Annotated in this window: 15 protein-coding genes and 1 pseudogene; 10 read left to right on the forward strand and 6 right to left on the reverse strand. The window is 70.4% G+C overall.

Annotated elements, in window-relative coordinates; all coding sequences use genetic code 11:
- Positions 1-25 precede the first annotated feature (25 nt).
- Complete coding sequence (locus BOQ63_RS06130; protein WP_150476415.1) at positions 26-2,743, reverse strand: AAA family ATPase; 2,718 nt, start codon at positions 2,741-2,743, stop codon at positions 26-28.
- Positions 2,744-3,439: 696 nt separating this feature from the next.
- Entirely contained in the window at positions 3,440-4,366 is a 927-nt protein-coding gene (locus BOQ63_RS06135; protein WP_030555955.1) for an alpha/beta hydrolase, read from the reverse strand.
- Positions 4,367-4,842: 476 nt separating this feature from the next.
- On the opposite strand from BOQ63_RS06135, the pseudogene BOQ63_RS06140 reads away from it, so the two are divergent.
- From BOQ63_RS06140 to BOQ63_RS06155, 4 genes and pseudogenes are all read left to right on the forward strand, one after another.
- A pseudogene (locus BOQ63_RS06140) lies at positions 4,843-5,058 on the forward strand (hypothetical protein); the annotation flags it as partial.
- Positions 5,059-5,364: 306 nt separating this feature from the next.
- Positions 5,365-6,207 carry an oxidoreductase gene (locus BOQ63_RS06145; protein ID WP_072653629.1) on the forward strand — a complete coding sequence of 281 codons (843 nt, stop codon included), beginning with the start codon at positions 5,365-5,367 and terminating at the stop codon, positions 6,205-6,207.
- Between the two features lie 122 nt (positions 6,208-6,329).
- A complete protein-coding gene (locus tag BOQ63_RS06150) occupies positions 6,330-7,505 on the forward strand; it encodes a hypothetical protein (protein WP_072653630.1) in 1,176 nt (391 codons plus the stop codon).
- Between the two features lie 11 nt (positions 7,506-7,516).
- A complete protein-coding gene (locus tag BOQ63_RS06155; protein ID WP_072653631.1) occupies positions 7,517-8,764 on the forward strand; it encodes an ATP-grasp domain-containing protein in 1,248 nt (415 codons plus the stop codon).
- A gap of 374 nt (positions 8,765-9,138) precedes the next feature.
- Here the strand turns inward: BOQ63_RS06155 and BOQ63_RS06160 are convergent, their stop codons facing one another.
- Positions 9,139-9,498 (reverse strand): hypothetical protein, encoded by a 360-nt coding sequence (locus tag BOQ63_RS06160; protein ID WP_030598543.1) that lies wholly within the window; start codon positions 9,496-9,498, stop codon positions 9,139-9,141.
- Positions 9,499-9,624: 126 nt separating this feature from the next.
- Between BOQ63_RS06160 and BOQ63_RS06165 the strand changes: the two genes are divergently transcribed.
- Together BOQ63_RS06165 and BOQ63_RS06170 are read left to right on the forward strand one after the other, a co-directional pair.
- Positions 9,625-9,843 carry a hypothetical protein gene (locus BOQ63_RS06165; RefSeq protein WP_030598530.1) on the forward strand — a complete coding sequence of 73 codons (219 nt, stop codon included), beginning with the start codon at positions 9,625-9,627 and terminating at the stop codon, positions 9,841-9,843.
- 86 nt (positions 9,844-9,929) lie between these two features.
- Positions 9,930-10,091 carry a hypothetical protein gene (locus BOQ63_RS06170; protein ID WP_167395632.1) on the forward strand — a complete coding sequence of 54 codons (162 nt, stop codon included), beginning with the start codon at positions 9,930-9,932 and terminating at the stop codon, positions 10,089-10,091.
- On the opposite strand, the gene BOQ63_RS06175 is transcribed toward BOQ63_RS06170, so the two are convergent.
- Positions 10,092-10,835 carry a DNA-3-methyladenine glycosylase family protein gene (locus BOQ63_RS06175; RefSeq protein ID WP_150476319.1) on the reverse strand — a complete coding sequence of 248 codons (744 nt, stop codon included), beginning with the start codon at positions 10,833-10,835 and terminating at the stop codon, positions 10,092-10,094.
- Positions 10,836-11,584: 749 nt separating this feature from the next.
- On the opposite strand from BOQ63_RS06175, the gene BOQ63_RS06180 reads away from it, so the two are divergent.
- The 4 genes from BOQ63_RS06180 (at position 11,585) to BOQ63_RS06195 (ending at position 15,208) form a co-directional block, all read left to right on the forward strand.
- Positions 11,585-13,042 (forward strand): hypothetical protein, encoded by a 1,458-nt coding sequence (locus tag BOQ63_RS06180; protein WP_150476320.1) that lies wholly within the window; start codon positions 11,585-11,587, stop codon positions 13,040-13,042.
- A gap of 335 nt (positions 13,043-13,377) precedes the next feature.
- The gene (locus BOQ63_RS06185; protein WP_030555968.1) at positions 13,378-13,665 is read left to right on the forward strand and encodes a hypothetical protein; all 288 of its coding nucleotides are present in this window, start codon (positions 13,378-13,380) and stop codon (positions 13,663-13,665) included.
- Positions 13,666-13,723: 58 nt separating this feature from the next.
- Positions 13,724-13,885, forward strand: a complete 162-nt coding sequence (locus tag BOQ63_RS06190; RefSeq protein WP_167344953.1) for a DUF7196 family protein — start codon at positions 13,724-13,726, stop codon at positions 13,883-13,885.
- An 822-nt stretch (positions 13,886-14,707) separates the two neighbouring features.
- Entirely contained in the window at positions 14,708-15,208 is a 501-nt protein-coding gene (locus tag BOQ63_RS06195; RefSeq protein WP_063737934.1) for an IPT/TIG domain-containing protein, read from the forward strand.
- A gap of 151 nt (positions 15,209-15,359) precedes the next feature.
- On the opposite strand, the gene BOQ63_RS06200 is transcribed toward BOQ63_RS06195, so the two are convergent.
- The gene (locus tag BOQ63_RS06200) at positions 15,360-15,608 is read right to left on the reverse strand and encodes an IPT/TIG domain-containing protein (protein WP_072653633.1); all 249 of its coding nucleotides are present in this window, start codon (positions 15,606-15,608) and stop codon (positions 15,360-15,362) included.
- Positions 15,609-18,150: 2,542 nt separating this feature from the next.
- On the reverse strand, positions 18,151-18,900 hold the full coding sequence (locus tag BOQ63_RS06205) for an IPT/TIG domain-containing protein (protein ID WP_072653634.1): 750 nt from the start codon (positions 18,898-18,900) through the stop codon (positions 18,151-18,153).
- Positions 18,901-19,189 lie beyond the last annotated feature (289 nt).

Genomic DNA, 19,189 nt, shown 5'->3' on the forward strand with positions numbered 1-19,189 from the left:
CCACCGATCCGCCGGACAACGGCGATCACCGCTCGAACAAAGCACCGTCGATCTCGCGACGGGAGGAGATCCCCAGCTTGGCGAAGACCTTGCGCAGGTGCCACTCGACCGTGCGAGGGCTGAGGAACAACTGCGCGCCGATCTCCGCGTTAGCGTGTCCGGCGGCCGCGAGGCGGGCGATCTGCGCCTCCTGCGGGGTCAGGACCGGCGCGCCGACGGTCCGCTGGCGGACAGTCTCACCGGTGGCGAGCAGCTCTCGCCGAGCCCGCTCCGCGAACGCCTCCATACCCGTTTCCGCGGCCGCCTCGTACGCCGCCCGCAGCTCGGTACGGGCCTGCGCGCGCCGGTTCTGGCGGCGCAGCCACTCCCCGAACAGCAGCCGGGCCCGGACCTCGAACACGCCGAGCCCGCCCCGGCCGAAGTGGTCGACGGCCTCGCGGTAGCGGTCTTCGGCCTGCTCGGATGCTCCGGTCAGAGCGTCGGCGATCGCCTGCGCACCCAGGGCCCAGGGCGTGCCGGCCAGGGCCCAGTCGGCCAGCCGCTCGCGCGCTCGGGCCGCCACCGCCGGGTGGCCGGCCCGGGTCGCGGCCTCGACCAGCTCACTGCTCGCCCAGAAATGCACGTTGAGGTCCTGGTACTCCGTGCTTCGCAGTGCCGCTTCCATGGCGAGCGGATAGTTGCCCAGGCCGTTGTGGAGCACGGCCCGCACACACGCCGCCATGCCGGTGAGCCGTCCCAGGGCGGGCTGCTCACCGTCGCGTTCCATCGCCTCGATCAGTTCCAGGGCCGGTCGCTCCCGTCCCCGATACGCGCCGATCAGGGCCGTCATGCGCGGAACCACGCCGGTGGCCTTCTCAACGGCCGCGGCCTCGGCCAGCAGGTCCCCGGCTTCGGAGAAACGCCCCGCAAAACCCAGCGCGGCCGCCCGGTAGGGCAGCACCATCGAGAGGATCGACAGCGTTCCCGTCGTCCGGGCGAAGCGGGCCGCCCGATCGGTGACGTCCAGCCAGGCCTGGAGATCGCCCAGCTCCGCGGCGGCGTTCGCGGCCGCCCACAGGACGGACGGGTCCTCCTCGTCGGTGAGGGAGCGCAGCGCCCGCGCCAGCAGCGGGAAGGCGGCGACCGGCCCGTCCGTGGTCCACACGACCAGGGCACGAAGGAAGACTCCCGCCGGCTCGTCGCCGGGTATCAGGTCGCGAGCGGCGTCGGCGACTCGCCGCAGTCCGCCTTCGTCGTGCCGGCCGGCCCGAATGGCCGCGCCGAACGCGTCGAGGTAGGTCTTCCGTGCGACGGCCGGGTCGAGGTCCCTGAGCCGGCCCGCCGCGTCGAGCAGCGGCTGCACCGCGCCCGGCCCCGAGTCGGTCATGGACGACACCTTGGCCCGCAGCCGGCTGGCGTTGGCCTGCTGCAGCCGGTCCAGCGGCCCCAGCTCGGCGGCGGCTAGCAGGTCGGGCACCCGAGCCGGCACGCCCGCGGCGAGGTGGGTGTCCGCGGCCGCCAGCGCGCGCCGCGCCCGCTCCTTCGGGTCGGGGGTGAGCGCGGCGGCACGTTCCAGGAAGGAGGCGGCGGCCGCCCGGCCGCCGCGCGCCAGGGCCCGGTCGGCGGAGCGCTCCAGCGCGGCGGCGACCTCCTCGTCCGGCCCGACCGCGGCGTGAGCCTGGTGCCAGGCCCGCCGGTCGGCGTCACGCCGGGCGTCAATGGCCTCGGCCAGGACGCGGTGCGCCGCGCGCAGCGTGGCGGCATCCGCGCCACGCCAGACGGCCGAACGCACCAGCGGGTGCCGGAACCGCACCGAGGCTCCCAGGGTGATCAGGCCTGCGGCCTCAGCCACTGCCGCGGCCTCCAGCCCGATGCCCAACAGACGCAGAGCATCCCACAACAGCGGCCCGTCACCGACCGGTTCAACCGCCGCGACCAGCAACAGGGCCCGGGCGTCGGCCGGCAACGCATCGACGCGCCGACGGAATCCGTCCTCGACCCGGGTCGCCACCGGACCGGCGCCGGGCCCTCCGAAGCCGAACGCCAATTCCACCGGTGACAGACCCCGGGGCAACTCCAGCAGGGCGAGCGGATTCCCACCGGTCTCGGCGACGATCCGGTCCCGCACACGAGCGTCGACCGGCCCCGGCAGCACGCTGTCGAGCAGCACCCGGGCGTCGATGTCGGCCAGCCCGCGCAGGGGGAGTTCCGGCAGGTCGGAAAAGCCCTCATCCTCCTTCTTCCCGTCGGTGATCCGCTCGGCGAACACCAACGCCACCGACTCGGCGTCCAGCCGACGCCCGACGAACGCCAGGATCCGCCGGGACATCAGGTCCAGCCATTGGACGTCGTCGACCAGGCATACCAGCGGGGTCCGGGCCGCCGCCTCGGCGAAGAGACCGAGGATCGCCATCCCGACCAGCAGCATCTCGGGCGGGTTCCCCGCGCTCAGACCGAACGCGACACGCAGCGCGTCCTGCTGCACCGACGGGAGTCGATCCAGCTGCGACAACAGCGGAGCGCACAGCCGTTGCAAGGCCGAATACGCGAACTCCGACTCGGCTTCGACACCGACCGCGCGTACGACCTGCATCTGCGCCGCCTGCCCGGCCAGATGGTCGAGCAGCGCCGACTTGCCCACGCCGGCCTCACCGCGCAGAACCACCACCCGACTGTGCCCTTCGCGCACCTCGCGCAGCAGGCGGTCCAGCGCCTCCAACTCCCGCTTCCGCCCGAGCAACTGGTGTTTCGCGTGTTGTGGCATGTCACCTCCGGGACGAGTTCCTCCCGGAGGAGCTTCACCCATCCTACGAACAGCAGGCCGGCTGAGCCGCACGGATTCCGTACCCCGGGCCGTCATCGCTGACTCAGCGCCGGATGACTGATGCGCGCTGGACGGATCGCACGTGACGGTGATGACCGATGGGTCTCGGAACACAGCGAAGGGGCTTGGCATGACTCGCACGTGGTTGATCACCGGCGCGCCCCGGCGTCTGCCGGGGCCGCCCCTCGGCTGGTGGCCGCCTGGCCTGGGCGGCCGGACCGACCTGCCCGGCCACAACACCAGCCGCCGCGAGACCGAGGAAACGGCGTCGACCGGGGGTGGGCCGGTTCGTGTTCTCGTGCATTGCCATCCGGGACTCCCTGGGGCCGAAACCGGATGTGAGGTGTTCCGCCGTCAGATTCACGGCACCTGATCGCGTGGCGCGGCGGGTCGGCTCACCGTGACCTGCGCCGTACGGCGGTGTCAGGGTGTCCTCAGACGGAACGGCACTGGTGACGGCAATTGTCGAGGCCCTGCCATGCTCAGTAATTGGGTCCGCACAGCCCGTCGGAATTCGTCATTTGACGGCGCATCGGCCGCCTCGCGGCCGGGCTCCGTGGCAGGGGAGAGTGCGCGGACTCAGTCACCTGACCTGCGAGCGCGGCGGCCGCGAGGTGTGGGCCCCACCGCCATCGGTCAGCTCGTGGCGCCGAGGTGGGTGGTGAAGAAGTCGGCCAGTTTGTCGACGGCCGGGTCGATGTACTCCTTCTTGTCGTAGAGGTCGACGTGGCTCGCGCCTTCGATCCAGTGCAACTCCTTCGGCCCGGTGGCGCGTTGGTGGGCCTCGACGGCCATCCAGGAGGTGACGGCGCGCTCGCCGACGATCTGCAGCATCGGGCGGGGGCCGATCAGCGGGACGGCGAAAAACGCGTCGTAGGAGGCCAGCCGGTCGATGCTCTCCCAAGCCAGGAACTTCGCGGACCGCTCGTGCTCGCCGCGCGAGGTGCAGTAGTACTCGAATCCCTCAACGCCGTGCTCGCCGCCGAGTGCGCCCGCCTGCGCGGCGGTCTGCGGGAACATCGTCATTACGCCGGGATCCTGGCCACGGGCGCCGGCAGTGCGGGCCGAGGCGGCCGCGCCCAGCAGCGCCTGGAAGACAGCCGGGTCCTGGCCGCCGTCGGCACCGAGCCGGAACTGGCGGGAGGGGTCGGCGGTGCACACGGTCGCCACGGCCCGGACCCGGTGATCACCGCCGGTGGCGGCCAGCGAGTATCCGCCGGACGCGCAGATGCCGAGCAGGCCGATCCGCTCCGCGTCGACGTCCTCACGGGTGACCAGGTACGACACGGCGGCCTTGAAGTCCTCCACGCGCTGAGCCGGGTCCTCCAGCCCGCGCGGCAGTCCCCCCGACTCCCCCTGGTGGGCCGCGTCGAACGCCAGGGTGACGAACCCGTGATCGGCCATCCGCCGCGCGTACGTGCCGGACGTCTGCTCCTTCACCCCCGTCCCCGGGTGGCCGACCACCAGGGCCGGGTGCGGCCCCGGCGCCGGGGTGTCGGGGATGTACAGGTGCGCGGCGATCTCGATGCCCGCGCTCTCAAAACGGATATCTGACATGCTCATGTAAACACTCTCCTGTCGATCGCCTCGTCGGTTGTTCGTCGGCACCCCGGTTCAGACTGCGACCCGCTCCGCCCGTACCGCGCCGCGTTCCTTGTGAGAAGCCGGGGGGACGCCAAGGGAACCTCCGCGAGCGGGATCGGCCGGCGTGGTTCTCCTTACGCCCGCACGGGACCTCAGATCGGGGCCCTGCTGCATCGCCGGGCCGACAAGCCACGCCGCTCGCAGCCTGACTCGGGCGTGGGGCGCCGGTTCAACTGTGCAGTGCCGGTGCTGATCAGAGCAGCAGTCATATGGCTCAACAATCCTGTCGGCCACCAGCAGCCTCCACCCGGGACCGCCACCCGACGGTCCCGGGCAAGGCCACCCGCTCGGCGCCGCCTTGCGCGCCGCACGGTCCTCACATCCCCTTGTCGCACCCCATCCCTTCCCCGAGGACTTCGGCCGTCAGACGACCGTTGCGGGATCCCCCACAAGACTCCTGCCAGCGGGCCTTCCTGGTGGTCAGTCACGACGAGCGCTTCCTCACCGAGATCGGGGTGAACCGCTGGCTCCGGCTGGGCGACGGCACGCTGAAGGAGACCGCGGCCCCGAGGTGTGAGCCGCCGATGTGTGAACCGGCCCGCGCCCGAGGCTCCGTGCCTTCGGCGGGCCCACCACCCCTCATATCGGAAGGTTCACCGCACCTCGGATGAAGGCGGAGTTGACGGCGGTCAACTCCGAAGCCGGAGAGTTGTGCCGGTGGGGAGGCCACGTCGAAGGACTGCGGCGTAAGCGTGGCGATGCTGCCGGGAAGCTGGGCGCCTCCCTCCTCGATCGGCACTCAGTGGACGTGGGAACCATCCGTGACCGCCCTACCGGTCCGGGTATCCAGTCCGGTCCGGGGCAGGCCCGTCGTCGGCTGATGGCCGACTCAGGGTCATATGACTGATGTGAGAAGGATGCACCGCACATGACAGTGATGACCGATGGGTCTCACGACAGAGCACAAGGGGATTGACATGACTCGCACGTGGTTGATCACCGGCGCGTCCCGGGGCTTCGGGCGGTGCCTGACCGAAGCGGTTCTGGAGAGCGGGGACCAGGTCCTGGCGACGGCTCGGCAGCCGGAGCAACTGGCGGACCTGATCTCCCGCTACGGGGCGCGGGTCCGCACCACGGCCTTGGACGTGACCGACGCGGCTGCGGCCCGTGCCGCGATGGACGGCGCGGTGGCGGCGTTCGGGCGGCTGGACGTGGTGGTGAACAACGCCGGATACGCCAACAGCGGCCCGATCGAGGAGATGACGGACCAGGACTTCCGCGAGCAGTTCGAGACGAACTTCTTCGGCGTGGTCAACGTGACCCGGGCCGCGTTGCCGGTGCTGCGCGAGCAGCGGTCGGGTGTGTTCGTGCAGTTCTCGTCCCTGGGAGGCCGGGTCGGCGGCACCCCGGGCATGGGTGCCTACCAGAGCGCAAAGTTCGCCGTCGAGGGCTTCTCCGAGGTGCTGGCCGGCGAGGTCGCACCGTTCGGGGTGAAGGTGGTCATCGTCGAGCCCGGAGCCTTCCGGACGGACTGGCAGGGCTCGTCCATGGAGCTGCACCCGGTGGTGGGGCCCGACTACGAGGAGACTGTCGGCGCCATGAACCGGTACCGACAGGAGAACAACGGCACGCAGCCCGGCGACCCGGCCCGCGCCGCCCGAGTGATCATCGACGTCATCGGCCACGACGACCCGCCACGCCGGCTGCTGCTCGGCGCCCAGGCCGTGACCGCCGCCCTGGCCGCTGGTGCAGCGCGCGCGGAGGAGACCCGGAAGTGGGCCGGGGCGAGCGCCGCCGCCGACTTCCCGGCGGAGCAGTGAGCCACCGGTGCCCGCGCGGTCTCGGCGCCGCCGGTACGGGCCCCGGCAGGCAGCCGGGCCTCCGAGCAACACCAATCCCAGTGGCGGTCACGACCCGTCGCGGCGGCCGGCAAGGAGCAGACGTGAACAGCAACCAGCTCTTCGACAGCGCCACACACCCCCGACAGCGCACCTCTCCCGCCCCCGGCCGCTCGGGCTCACCGCTGCGCGACTACGTCCTGCGCAGCCTTCCCGCCGCCCTCGACGACCTCTCCGCAAAACGCACGACGTATCATCAACTCGCGGATTCACAGGAGCAGATGCTCCGAAATGTCACTCAGCAGCTCCTCATCGAGGACGACGAGCGGACCGCGCGCCTCCTCCAGCTCGATCTGCTCTTCCTGCTCAGCGGTTACGCGCCCGCGGGGCCGCAGGCCGCGCCCCGCGGCCTGGCCGAGCTGATATCCGCCCAGTGCGGCAGGTTCCCCGCCCTGGATCCCCATCTGAGCTATGAATTCCTGATCGACGTCAACTGCGAGGAATACCGGCGCAGCGGGGACATCCGGGTGTTCTCCGCAGGCCGGGACGCCGCTCTCGAACGGGACTTCTACCTCGGCCACCACCTCTCCGAACCGTGGGCCAAATCGGCCGCCTACGGCCTGCGCTCGCTGGTCCTGCCGGCGGCCGCCGCCCGACCGGCCGCGGTCCTGGACGACGTCGTCGAGCACCTTGCGGAGTTCACGCGGTACATGGCCAGGTACCGCAAGCTGTCGCAGGAGGCGTTCAACCGGTTCCGCCCCTACCACATGGGCCATCCCGGCGGCCCGCGCGGCGCGAGCGGTGCGTTCATGCCCAGTGTCCACCTCCTCGAACTGGCCCTGCTGCCGCCGTCGGAGGGGTACGGCATCTTCCTGGACCAGTCGATGTCCTACTTCCCCTCGTGGTCCCGGCCCGTCATCGCGCGGTGGCGCGGCGACTCCATCCGGGGTGCGAACGTGTCCCAGCGGCTGCGGGACGGACGGCTGGTGCTCGACCGCGCGGGCCGCGACCGGTTGGTCAGGGTGATCGACAAGTTCGTGGACTTCCGGATGGCGCACCTGGGCGTCACCCGGCACGCGCTCCCCGAGGCGTTCCGGGAGCGGACCGGGCTGACCCGTCGCGACATCCGCGAGCAGGGCGGCGAACACGACATCCTGGACGGCCGGGACCCCGGCACGTCGGGGTTCAGCGTCCGGCATGTGCTCACCAATGCGGTGTACCGGCTCCTCGCGCTCCGCGCCGATCTCACCCGCCCCGGCTCCGCTCCGGCCGACCAGTAGGCAGGCAACCGATGTCAGCATTCCGTGTCGCGGTCGTTGACGCGTTCGGCACGTCCTTCGGGTTCACCGGCGCGTTCGGCGCGGTGGGCGGCGAGGTGATCCAGGTCCGGAGCACGCCCGACCCTCCGGTCGGAGTCGATCCGGTGGACGACCGGTCCTTCGCTCATGTGCTGCTCCACGACGGCGAGTTGGACGTCCTGGCGGCACAGCTCGCCGCGCTGGGGCCGGTCGCGGTCCTGGCCGGTCGCGAGACCGGGGTGGAGCTCGCCGACGCCCTCTCCGAGCGGCTGGAGTTGGCCTCCAACGGCACGGCCCTGAGCAGCGCGCGGCGCGACAAGTACGTGCAGATCGAAACGATCAAGGCTCAGGGCGTCCCCGGCATGCGGCAGCTGCGAACCGGTGACGAAGCCGAACTGCTGGCCTGGCACGAGAAAGTGGGCGGGACCGTGGTCGTCAAGCCCCTGCGCGGCTACTGGGGTGCCGGCGTGTCGTTCTGCGATCTGCCGCAGGACTCGGTCGCCGCGCTGCGCAGGCTGCGCAGCCGCCGTACGGTGCTGGGCGAGCCGATCACCGAGGTCGTCGCCCAGGAGTACCTGGTGGGCGCCGAGTACATCGTGAACACGGTCAGTTGCGCGGGTGTGCACCAGCTGACCGACGCCTGGCGCACCGAGCGGATCGAGGCCAACGGGGTGCGGGACCTGGTGACCGCGCAGGTGCTGCTGCGCTCCGACGAACAGCCGGTCGGCGAGCTCTTCGACTACGGCCGCCGGGTGCTGGACGCCCTCGGCATCCGGTACGGCGCGGCGCACCTGGAGATCAAGCTGACCCCGGACGGCCCGCGGCTGGTCGAGGTGGGCGCCCGCGTTTCGGGGCTGCCCTACTACACGGCCGAGGTCCTGGGCGAGGGCCAGCTGGAGTGGACCGTCGACGCCTACGTCCGGCCCGAGCGGTTCCGCGCCCGGGCGGGCCGGCCCTACCGGCGGCGGCAGGCGTTCGCCTGGGCGGCACTGGTCGCTCCGGCTTCGGGACGGCTGCGGGGCTACCGCGCGCTGGACCGGCTCGAGCAGCTGGCGAGCTTCCACTCCCTCACCGTGCAGGTGAGGCCCGGCGACGCGATCACCGCGACAACCTACGATCGCGAATACCCGGCTACCCTGACGCTCAGCCACCCGGTGGATGCCGTCCTGCAGCGCGACCTCAACACGGTGCGCTACCTGGACGGCCCCGGGATGTACGAGATCACCCCGGCGGCCGATTGACGGGTTCGCCGTTCAGATCGCCATCACCCCGACGGCCGGCCCGAAGGCCCGGTCTCCGCCCGGTCGGACGGCACGCCGCTGCGAGTGCGACGCGGCGTCGGGTATGTGCTGGCCACCAGGGTCAACCACGAACACGATCGCGAAGGCGTCCGGCGATGCGCCCCGAATCGACGCGCGAGGAAACAAGGCTCCGGACCGTGACGCAGGAATCGACGCGCGAGGAAATGAAGCAGAGCAGGAAGGGCCGCGGTGTCGCGAGTGTGGCACCGCGCTGCGCGCCTCCGGGCCGGGCCGCCGCCCGCTCTACTGTGGCCGCTCCTGCTCAATACGACGCGCGCGGAATCTGCGGGCGCCGCGCCAGCCGTTGTGGCCCCTCAAACGAGCGCCGTCCCCGTGGAGGAACTGCGCCTGGCCCTCGCCGCCGAGCGGTGCAGGCGGCGCTGGTCGGCGAGGCCACGCATTTGCTCGCCGGCGAGGTGCTCCTGAGCTTCCCGCAAGGCCTGACCGAGGTCCATGAGCTGCCTGACCAGGTCGTGGTGCCGGTGGGCAAGGAGGTTCGCGGCCCACGCGGCCACTGTGGGGCGGTGCAGGGCACGGATCGCCTTGGCGAGCTGCGGGTCTGACTTCTTCACCTCGTCGGCGCGTTCGTTTCGGGCGGCGGTGAAGGCGGTCGGAGCAAGGACGTAGAGCGCGTCGGTGATCGCCTCGAAGTCGGTCGGCGGCTTGCTGGCCACCTTCGAACTGTATGGCCGGTGCGCCCTCGAGTCCGGCGGACGTCCTCCGTTCAAGGTGAATCCGCAGGGCGAAGCACGGCGGATGCCGCCGCCTCAGCGCGACGACCGGCGCAGTACGGTCCCAGGATGAGCAGCAGCGACCTCCAGCTCCAGGATCTCCTGTCAGCGGCCCTCGAGGACACCGTGGCAACAGCCCACGCCGAGGCGGCCCGATGGCTGACCGCCCAGCTGGAGCAACGCGGCACCGAGGCCATGTGGGAAGCCGCGCGCCGACTGCTCTCCGACCTGACCGTCCGGCCCGCTTACGGGCTGCCCCCGCACGAGGCAGCCGACGGCTGCGCCTGACCGCGCGGAGCGCTCAGCCCGATGTTGCGCTCGTCCTGTCGCTGAAGCTCGCCCTGTGGGAGCGCGGCGAGGAAGGTGCCGCCGAGGTGTGGCGCGCCGCCCCGGTTGAGCTGCGTCGGCACGCGATCATGCACCTGGTGATCTCGTACTGCGCGACCGTCGGCTACGACGGGCGCCGGCTGAGCCCGGCCGAGACGGTGTCGCTCGTGCGCCAGGCGTTCGCGGCTCCGCCCTGTTCGGCGGGGTGATCATCTTTTGCGGTGGTCGTTGGGGGAGAGGCGGGGGCCGAATCGTGGGGCGCTGGCGCCGGCGAGGAAGGCGAGTGTGCAGACGCGGTGGCGCTGGCCCGCGTAGGGGGCGAGGAGTTCGAGCATCTGCTCGTCGGTGCTGCGGGCGCGTCCGGTGAAGAAGTGGCCGATGTGGTTGGCGAGGTGGTAGTCGCCGACGGAGACGGCGTCGGGGTCGCCGTTGGAGCGCTGGAGGGTCTCGGCGGCGGTCCAGATGCCGATGCCGGGCACGGTCATGAGGCGCTCGAAGGCCTGCGCGCCGGCCATGGTCGAGGCTTCTTCGAGCCGGGGTGCGAGGCGGACGGCGCGCAGGATCGTGGCCGCGCGTTTCGGGTCGACGCCGGCCTTGTGCCATTCCCAGCTTGGGATGGCGGCCCACTGGCGGGCGGAGGGCATGACGTACAGGTCGGGGCGCGGGCCGGGTGAGGGGGTGCCGTGGCGGCGGACGAGGTAGCGCATGGCGCGCCGGGCTTCGAGGACGGTGACCTTCTGTTCCATGATCGCGGGGATCAGGGAGTCCAGGACGAGGCCGGTGGCGCACAGGCGAAGGCCCGGGTTGCGGCGCTGGAGTTCGCGCAGCGGCCCGGGTGGCAGGACAAGTTGCTCGGGGATGTCGGTCGCGCCGAGCAGGGTCGGCAGGCGCTCGAGGAGCAGTCCTGGTGCCGACGATCGAGCCGCTGGAGCAGACCGCCGAGGCGTGGTCACTGCGGGTCGGGCGCCGGGCCTGGCGGTGGCGGCGTGATCCCGCGAGGAGGCGCTGGAGAGCGCGGAGGCCGGCGGCCGGGTCCAGGCCAGGTGAGCACGCAGGCCCTGCGGATCGCGGACCTGGTCGCCTCTGCCAAGCCCAGGGAGCCGGTGCCGGTGTACGCCACCTACGCCTCGCTGGAGCGCATCGTCCACGCCCACCAGGGCTGGGGACTGGCCCAGTGGGACCTCGTGATCATCGACGAGGCCCACCGCACGGCCGGTTCGGAGGGGAAGCGTGGGCCGCGATCCACGACGACGCCCAGGTCCCGGCGAAGCGGTTGGCCGGACACACCCGCGCCTGAGCGTCACGCTGGCGGGTTGAATGACCCGGTGGCTACGCTGCGGCCTCGTATGGGCCCAACTCGCGTTCGACGGCGTGCGTGAGGCCGGTGCGCTGACGCCGGCGCACCTTGCGCCTGGCAACCCGGCGCGATGGCGCGCCCCATACGGAAGTCATGTTATTTAACTATCAAATCCCGCCATATGAGTGACTTTGGACCGGGGGGTCTGGTCCGGGACCACGGCTATGGGTCTAATGGCGATACCGAATGTGGGGTGCCCATCCCTCTGTTGGGGAGCTAAGGCAACGATCGCTTGACGAGTCGTTGTCGCGCTACATGGGCACCTTGGCAGACGGATGCTGCGCCATATGACGCAGCCATGAGCGGCAGCCCCACGCCGAAGCTCCTTGAAGGGGTTGTCGTTCCATGGCAGTAGTCGTCTTCCCCCTGACGGTTCCAGCGTGTACGACGTTCACCGTCACCATCACCGGCGCTCCCGCGGGGACCGCCTCCACCGTCATCACGTATGACGGCGCCACCCAGACCGTGGCCGTCCTCGGCGGTTCAGCCACGGTCAGCTTCACGGCGGTTGGGTCCGGAACCCAGGTCGTGTCCGCGACCTACTTCAGCGGTACCGGTGGCACCGGCACCGTTACGGGTGCGGAAACCGGGACTGTGACCGTCACGCCCGCACCGGCCGGAACCATATCCACAACGCTGACCACCCCGGTCAGCGGGACCACCACGGCCAGCACCATCATCACCTGCGGTGCCGGTCTCACCTCCATCAACGGAACGCTGACGTACACCCTGCCCGGCGGCGGCACGGTCACCGCCACTGTGACCAACGGCGTGGTGGGGACGACCAACCTGGGGGTGGCGCTGACGCCGGGCCAGGTGGTGACCGTGAGCTTCACCCCGGCGGCTGGGACCTGTCCGGCCTGCACGCTCGCGCCGATCACCGTCACCTTGCCTGAGGTGTCCAGCTGCTCGGTGGTGATCCAGCCGCTGGTCGGGCCGGTGGTGGTGGGCCAGCCGACCAGCGTGACCGCTGTGGTGCTGTGCAACGGCGTGCCGGTCTCCGGTGCGTCGGTCACCTTCACCAGCGGTACGGCCACCGCGACCGCCACCACCAACGCCCTAGGCATCGCCATCGGATCGCTGACCTTCAGCACCGCCGGCCCGGCCACCGTGACCGCGACCGTCACCGCGGCCGGCACCGCGTGCGCGTGCTCCGGCGTGGTCTCCGTCCCCATCACGGTCACCGTGGCTCCGCAGCCGACCTGCCAGGTGCTGCTGCTGCCGACCGGGCCGGCGGTCGTGGGCGTGCCGCTCCCGGTGACCGCTGTGGTGCTGTGCAACGGCGTGCCGGTCTCCGGTGCGTCGGTCACCTTCACCAGCGGTACGGCCACCGCGACCGCCACCACCAACGCCCTCGGCATCGCCACCGGATCGCTGACCTTCAGCACCGCCGGCCCGGCCACCGTGACCGCGACCGTCACCGCGGCCGGCACCGCGTGCGCGTGCTCCGGCGTCGTCTCCGCCCCCATCACGGTCACCGTGACCGGGACGGTGGGTAGTGGAACGACCTTGACGGCAGCGCCCGCCTGCTGGCGGGTCAACCTGCCGCTGCCCCTGCCCGACGTGTTCAAGGCGACGCTGACGGCCACGCTCTCCCCGGCGCAGGCGGGAGTCACGGTCAGCTTCTTCGTCGCAAACCAGCTCGTGGGCACCGCCGTCACCGACGCCACCGGCACGGCCACCCTCCAGGCGGGACTCAACCCGCTCCAGATCCTCGCAGGCAGCTACACGGCACACGCCACGGTCGGCGCCACCATGCTCCAGGCGACCAACTCCCTGACGCCCTGCTTGCCGCCGGTGTGACCGACTACGGTCAGATCGCCCGGGGCAGCGTGACGGGTCCCGCCGGAACGTCGGTGCACAGGTCTAGGCCGGTGCGTCCGAGCTGACGGTGTCCCGCTGGAGGTCCACCGGTCAAAGGTTGTCCCCCGTCGTGGAAGGACGGGGGACAACCCAGCTGCCAGCCTATTGGTCGCTCAACCGTCTCCACGTCCGAGCCGTACCACGTGAGCGACCGGCGCACACAAGCACCCTGGACCGGTACACACCGCAGCCCCATCACCGATCCCGGGCAGAACCGGATCCGAGTGCCGCTGTACCACCCCGTCATAGGTCAATCGGTGAGTGGATGGTTTGCCATGAGCGTTACCGCGTTCCTTCTCGCCCTCGGCACCACTTGTCGCATCACCCGTTTCATTACTAAGGACACGCTGGCAGCGGGGTTCAGGTCGTGGATCGCAGCTCGCTTCGGCGACGACTCCCGAGCGGCCTATCTGGTCAGCTGCGGATGGTGCACCAGCATCTGGGCCGCCACCGCCACCGCCCTGTACGCCACCTGGTTGGAGGGCTCGCCATGGTTCCAGGTACCCACGGCTGCCCTGACGCTCTCGTACCTGGCGGGAGTCGCTTCACGCTGGCTGGACTGACCGGCGACGGCCCCATGAACGCCCTGCCCCATGAATCGAAGCCGAAAGGATGGCATCCATGCCTTGCAACTGCGGCGGAGGATCCCCACACACCACCATCGTCTACCAACTGAACCTGCCCGACGGCACCATTCGCCGGTACGTCACCTATCAGGAAGCCGTCGACGCAAACCAACGGGCGGGCGGCACCGGGACAATCACCGCCGTCTCCAACCAATAGGCTGAAGCCCCTTCGACCGAGTCGGCAGCGTTCGAGGGTGGAGCCCGGCAGGGCGTCCTCTGACCGACCCCGGCCGGTAGCGAACGAGCCGCTTCCCCACAGAAGTAGTGAGGGAAGCAGCTCGCGCATTGCTGATGTTGCATCCCCGCCGCCTCGGATACCGAAACCCGCTCGATCATCGGAGCGTGGCACGGCCGGATCAGCTGCAAGGTGCTCAGGTAAGACCTGAGTGTTCTTACATGCCTCTCGTCCGCCGATCGGCCTGCTCAACCGGTCGCACTGAGCCGCGAGCCCGATGACGTACTGAGGCGAGCGCATGAAGTGCACCAGGGGCCACTCGCATCGCAGTTCCTAGATCGCAGAGGTGCCATCGAAGCCGTGGCGTCACCTGAACAAGGTCCGGCCGGGTACCGCTTACCCGAATAAATACGACGACTTCGCCATGCTCTCAATGTTGCCCCATGTCATGGGTATAGTTGCAGGTCAGAGGGTCGGCTGAACCGTTTTGGCACGTTTCTCTCCCGGTTTCCGAGCGCTTTCACCGTGATTATCAGTCTGATCCTCGAGAACTCCTCGACGGCCGTTCGGAAGGCACTCGCTCGTGCTCACCTAAAATGCCCAGCGGCAAGTCTTTTGCGCGACCGGTTCCCTCCGGCGAGGTGTCGAAGAGGTTGTGCGCCCCTGATAAAGACCTTTGCTTCCGTCTTTGGCGAATTCCCTATTGTCACGCGATGGCGGTCGAACCTACCGTGAGGAAAACGCCTCGTAGACTTGGCGACAATGGCCTTGTCTGGCGTTCGGAAATCGGAAAAGAGGAATCCTGTGTCCCCGATTCTCCTCGCACTCGTCCCCTCGCAGGGTCCGACGACCGGAGGCAACCCCGTCCTCCTGGTCGGCACCGGATTGACCGGGGCCACCGCGGTCCTGTTCGGCACCACCCCCGCGCTCAGCTTCACCGTCCAGTTCGACGGCGCCATCACGGCGGTCGCCCCGCCCGGGACCGGCACCGTGCCGGTCAAGGTGGTCACGCCGGCCGGCACCAGCAACACCCTCAGCTACACCTACCAGCTGCCGGCCCCGCCGACCATCCTCGCGCTCGTGCCTCCGATCGGCCTGGCCGTGGGTGGCCTGCCCGTCCTCATCGTGGGGCACGGCCTGTCCGGCGCGACGGCGGTCCTGTTCGGTACCACCCCCGCCACGAACTTCACCGTGCTGGGCGACGGCGCCATCCTGGCCGTCTCCCCGCCCGGAACCGGCACCGTCCCCGTCACGGTGATCACGCCGGCCGGCACCAGCAACGGCGCCTCCTACACCTACCTGTAGGACGGGGGCCGAACCGCCGCCGTCCGTAGGGGGGATGCGGCGGGGAAACAGTGAGCTCCGGCAGCAGAAGCTGCCGGAGCTCACTGTTCGTCGGACACTCGGACGGGGTGGGATTCCGATGTCCGCGCCGGTTTCGGAAGAGGTGGCGACCCTAGATTGCCGGTGGGGCGGTGTGGGTGTAGGCGAGGTTGTTGCTGGTGCCTCCGGGGGTGGTCACCGTCACCTGCACGGTGCCTGAGCCTGCCGGCGCCGTGGCGGTGATCTGCGTGTCCGAGACCACCGTGAACGACGGGGCGGCAACGGCACTGAACCGCACCGCCGTTGCTTCCGAGAACCCGGAGCCGGTCAGCGTCACCACCGACCCCGTCGCCCCCGACGCCGGACTGATCGAATCGATCACCGGAATATTGTGATCAATCATGACTTGCCCCATAGGTTGTACGGTCTCCGAGGTGACGGATGTCGGCGTGCGCAAGGCGCCTGAAGCGTCGGCTATCCGCCCGGGGACGCGACGGGCGCCGAAGCGGGGAGCCCCGGCCGACGGAGGGAACATCGACCGGGGCTCGTCAGGGGTGGTGAGCCGAGCTTGCGCCGACGCCCGACCGCCGCGTCGAGCACGGACGCGGGCCGACGGTCAGCAGAGTCCGGGCGGCGAGACGCGGGTGAGCGGCTCGCCCGGGTCCCCTCGGTGGTGAATCTCCCGGGCCCCGAGGGCACCGAGTGATCGGCACGACGACGCTTGGCTCAGCGGCGCGCTCGTTGTCCGACTCGTGGGCAGTCGAGCTACGACGTGTCTGACGCCATGACAAGTGGCCCTGCAGTGCCGTTGAGCCACATGAGCCGTCACGGAACGGCCTGTTCGCCCACCGTGGAGGGGTTCACCGCCGTGTGCCCGGGTCGCCGTGGTCAGGAGGCTTGTCCTTGCGGCCGCAACGCCGCTCTCGGCCGATCCGCCCTCGGCGCCGCCTGCGCCGTCCAAGGACGGGGTCGGCCGAGCGCATCCTGCTGGAGTCCCGCTCGAAAACCTGGCCGTGGGGGGCTGGGGTCATGCGTTCCGTCGTCGACAGCTCGCGCGCGGGCTGACTTCCTGCCACCACCGTGTGTAAGTACCACCCCAACAGAAGCCCCCAGCTCCACAGCGCTGACGTCGTCGTTCGACGGTACGAGGAAGAGGGGTCGGCAGACCATCCGGTCGCCGCATCCAGTATCCTTCGGAACCTTTGGATTGCTTGCATGACGCCTCCTGGCGTATGTAAGCCGCCGCATGTGCCGGCACCGCTGAGGCGGCGCGGGCAGATGGATCCAGATCCTCCACGGGGTGCCCATCGAGCCGGACACCACCGCCGCCTGAAGCACGGCGGGCGCCGGCTGCACGTTCCCCCGGGAGGGATGGGCGGCCCGCCGGTTGGATACAGAAAAGTAATCCAGAGCGGTGAAATCGGTGACAAGCCTTTTGGCCCGCATTCACCCGCTTGGCGCAGTGTCCGACGATCTCGCAATCCGGAAAACGGCCTGCGCCATAGCGTCGCGGCTGAGGAATCAGACCTGCCCGTGCCGGATTTGCGTGCTTGTTCCTCACCCGGCAGAGATCGCGACTTCCGTGTCCGCGGCCAAGAGACGGCTCGGCCGCGGATGGACGGAATTCCCCACCCTCTGCCGTTCGGAATTGCTCGATCCCAGCCCGGACGCACCGCGCGAAGCCTCCGGCCGGAGCTCGGAGGCCGGGCACGATCGACGCCCGAGCGGCCGCCGTCTCCGCTCTCGTGGAAGTGAATCTCTGGAGTCGCGCCCCCGCTGCGGACGCCGACCCAGGACGGCTGCTCGGTCCCATCCAAGCCGCAACCACCGGAAGCCGGTCCACCGGCCGGCCCGGAGCACCGACGGTGTCGCTGCCGCCGTAAAGTCCCGCGGTGCCGTCGCCTGCCGGTGTGGACTGAAGCCGACGGCCTCGCGTGCGCGGGTCTGGATCACGGCGACCCGCTGCACCTGGGCGTGCCCGGCGACGGGGTTCGCCGCCCTCCCCGAACCGTCCGGGAGCGGGGCTCGGATCGGCCGTACCGTGGGACGCTCTGCGGGCGGAGGCGAGGCGGCCGCCCGGCCCTCCTCATCCTCGCTGGTCGATCTGCTTCTTCCCTCATCCTCTTTCCCCTATCGTGGGGTCTCCTGCGGGCGGACCGGAAGAGGAGCGGACAGAGTCGGAACAGCGCCGGAGTGCGCGAAGCACTTCCTGACGGCGCTTCAAGTGAGTTCACCTCTGCACGTCGGCACGGTCAGCGACAGCCGCTCATAAGGGCCGGTCACCGACGAAAGTTCTAACGCCCGGTCCCACGGCCGGAATCCCGACGCGGGTGGCGTCGTCCGGCACGCCGTAGCCGTGAACGCCGTGCGCGGTCTCCGGTCGATCGCGGCGCGGATGACAGGGCTTCGTCATGGCCGGGCGTGCCGGGAACGTCATCCGGCATTCCATCGGGCACCAGCCGAATGCGTGTCCCCCGTCCCCGGTCTCCTTTACCGGCACGGCACGGCTCGTCCTGACGCTCGGGGAATCCAGCGCACTGGCGCCCGGCTCGGGATCACGGCCGTTCTCGTGCCACGCGACTCAAAGGGCCGTTGAGCTTGGGCGAACGCCCCCGTCCTTCTGCCGGGCGGAGTATCTGTCGGCGGTCCCCATGGAGCCAGGTCGCGCGGGAGGTGGCGCCTGGAGCGCCCGCTGGTGTGCTCGACGTACCGGATCGCTTCCGGGACGCGGCGGAGGTCACGCCCTGCGATTCGCGCCGGTCCTGCCGTGTGATCAGGAAAGCACCCCGTTCTTCCGGGGCTGGCCGAGGAACCGGTACCGGGTGCGGTGGGACGGGCTCTGCCCGGGCGGGACCGAGGACGGTCCCGCCCGGGCAGACGGCCTCTTTGGCCACGGGGCCGGGGGTCAATGCCTGTCTTCCGCCTCAGATCCCCGGGCTCGAGAGGTACTGGAACGGGGTCGCAGCGGTCGCGCTTCCGGCCGCGTTGGTGACCGTGATGTCGGCGGGGCCGCCGGCCCCGTCGGCGGTGGGCGGTGCGACGGCGGCGATGGTGGTGTCGTTGATGACGACGAACGGGGCCGACCGGCCACCGAAGGTGACCGACTCGGTGCTGCTCAGGGAGGTGCCGGTGATGGTCACCGCGGTGCCGCCGGAGGCCGGCCCCGAGGTGGGAGCGAAAGCGGTCACAGTGGGCACGTCCACGTAGGTGTAGGTGAAGCCGTTGTTGGTTCCGCCCGCGGTGCTCACACTCACTCCGACGGATCCGACCGCCGCGCCCGCGGGCACGGCGACGGTGATGGCGCTGTCGCTGACGACGGTCGGTGTGGCGGTGTTGGCCCCGAAGTGCACGGCGGTGGCGGTCGACAGGCCCGTACCCGTGATGGTGACGACGTTGCCGCCCGCCAGCGGCCCGGAGGTGGCGCTGAGCGCGGCCTTGAACGGCGCGCCGACGTAGTAGAAGTTCAGCGGGTTGCTGGTGCCGCCCGGGGTGGTCACGGTCACCTGGGCCACCCCGCTGCCGGAGGGTGTGGTGGGGGTGACCGAGGTGGCCGTGTTGGCGGTGATGGTGGCCAGATTGGAGCCGAAGTGCACGGCCGTGGCCCCACCGAGGTTGGTGCCGGTGATGACGACGGTCTGTCCGCCGCTGGTCGATGCCTGGTTGGAGATGGACACGACTGCCTCCTTGAACGGGTGAGGTGAACCGCGCACCGTGCGTGCCCAGGAAAAAGTCACAGGCCACGCGCATTGCGGTTCGGACCAGGCCCCGGCGAGGACGAAACGGACGTGGCCGAGGCGGTGAACCGGGCGCTGGCGGGCCGGTCTATGTATGTGGCCGGGCTACTCCGGGCGTGAGGGGGAGACGGCCCTGGATGACTGTCGCCGGTCGCGGTGGCGGGCGGATCGTTCACGCCTCTGCCAGGAGAGCCCACGGCGCCACCGGTAGTGACCGGCCATACGGCAG

The sequence above is a fragment of the Streptomyces viridifaciens genome, assembly GCF_001888885.2.
Classification (GTDB): domain Bacteria; phylum Actinomycetota; class Actinomycetes; order Streptomycetales; family Streptomycetaceae; genus Kitasatospora; species Kitasatospora aureofaciens.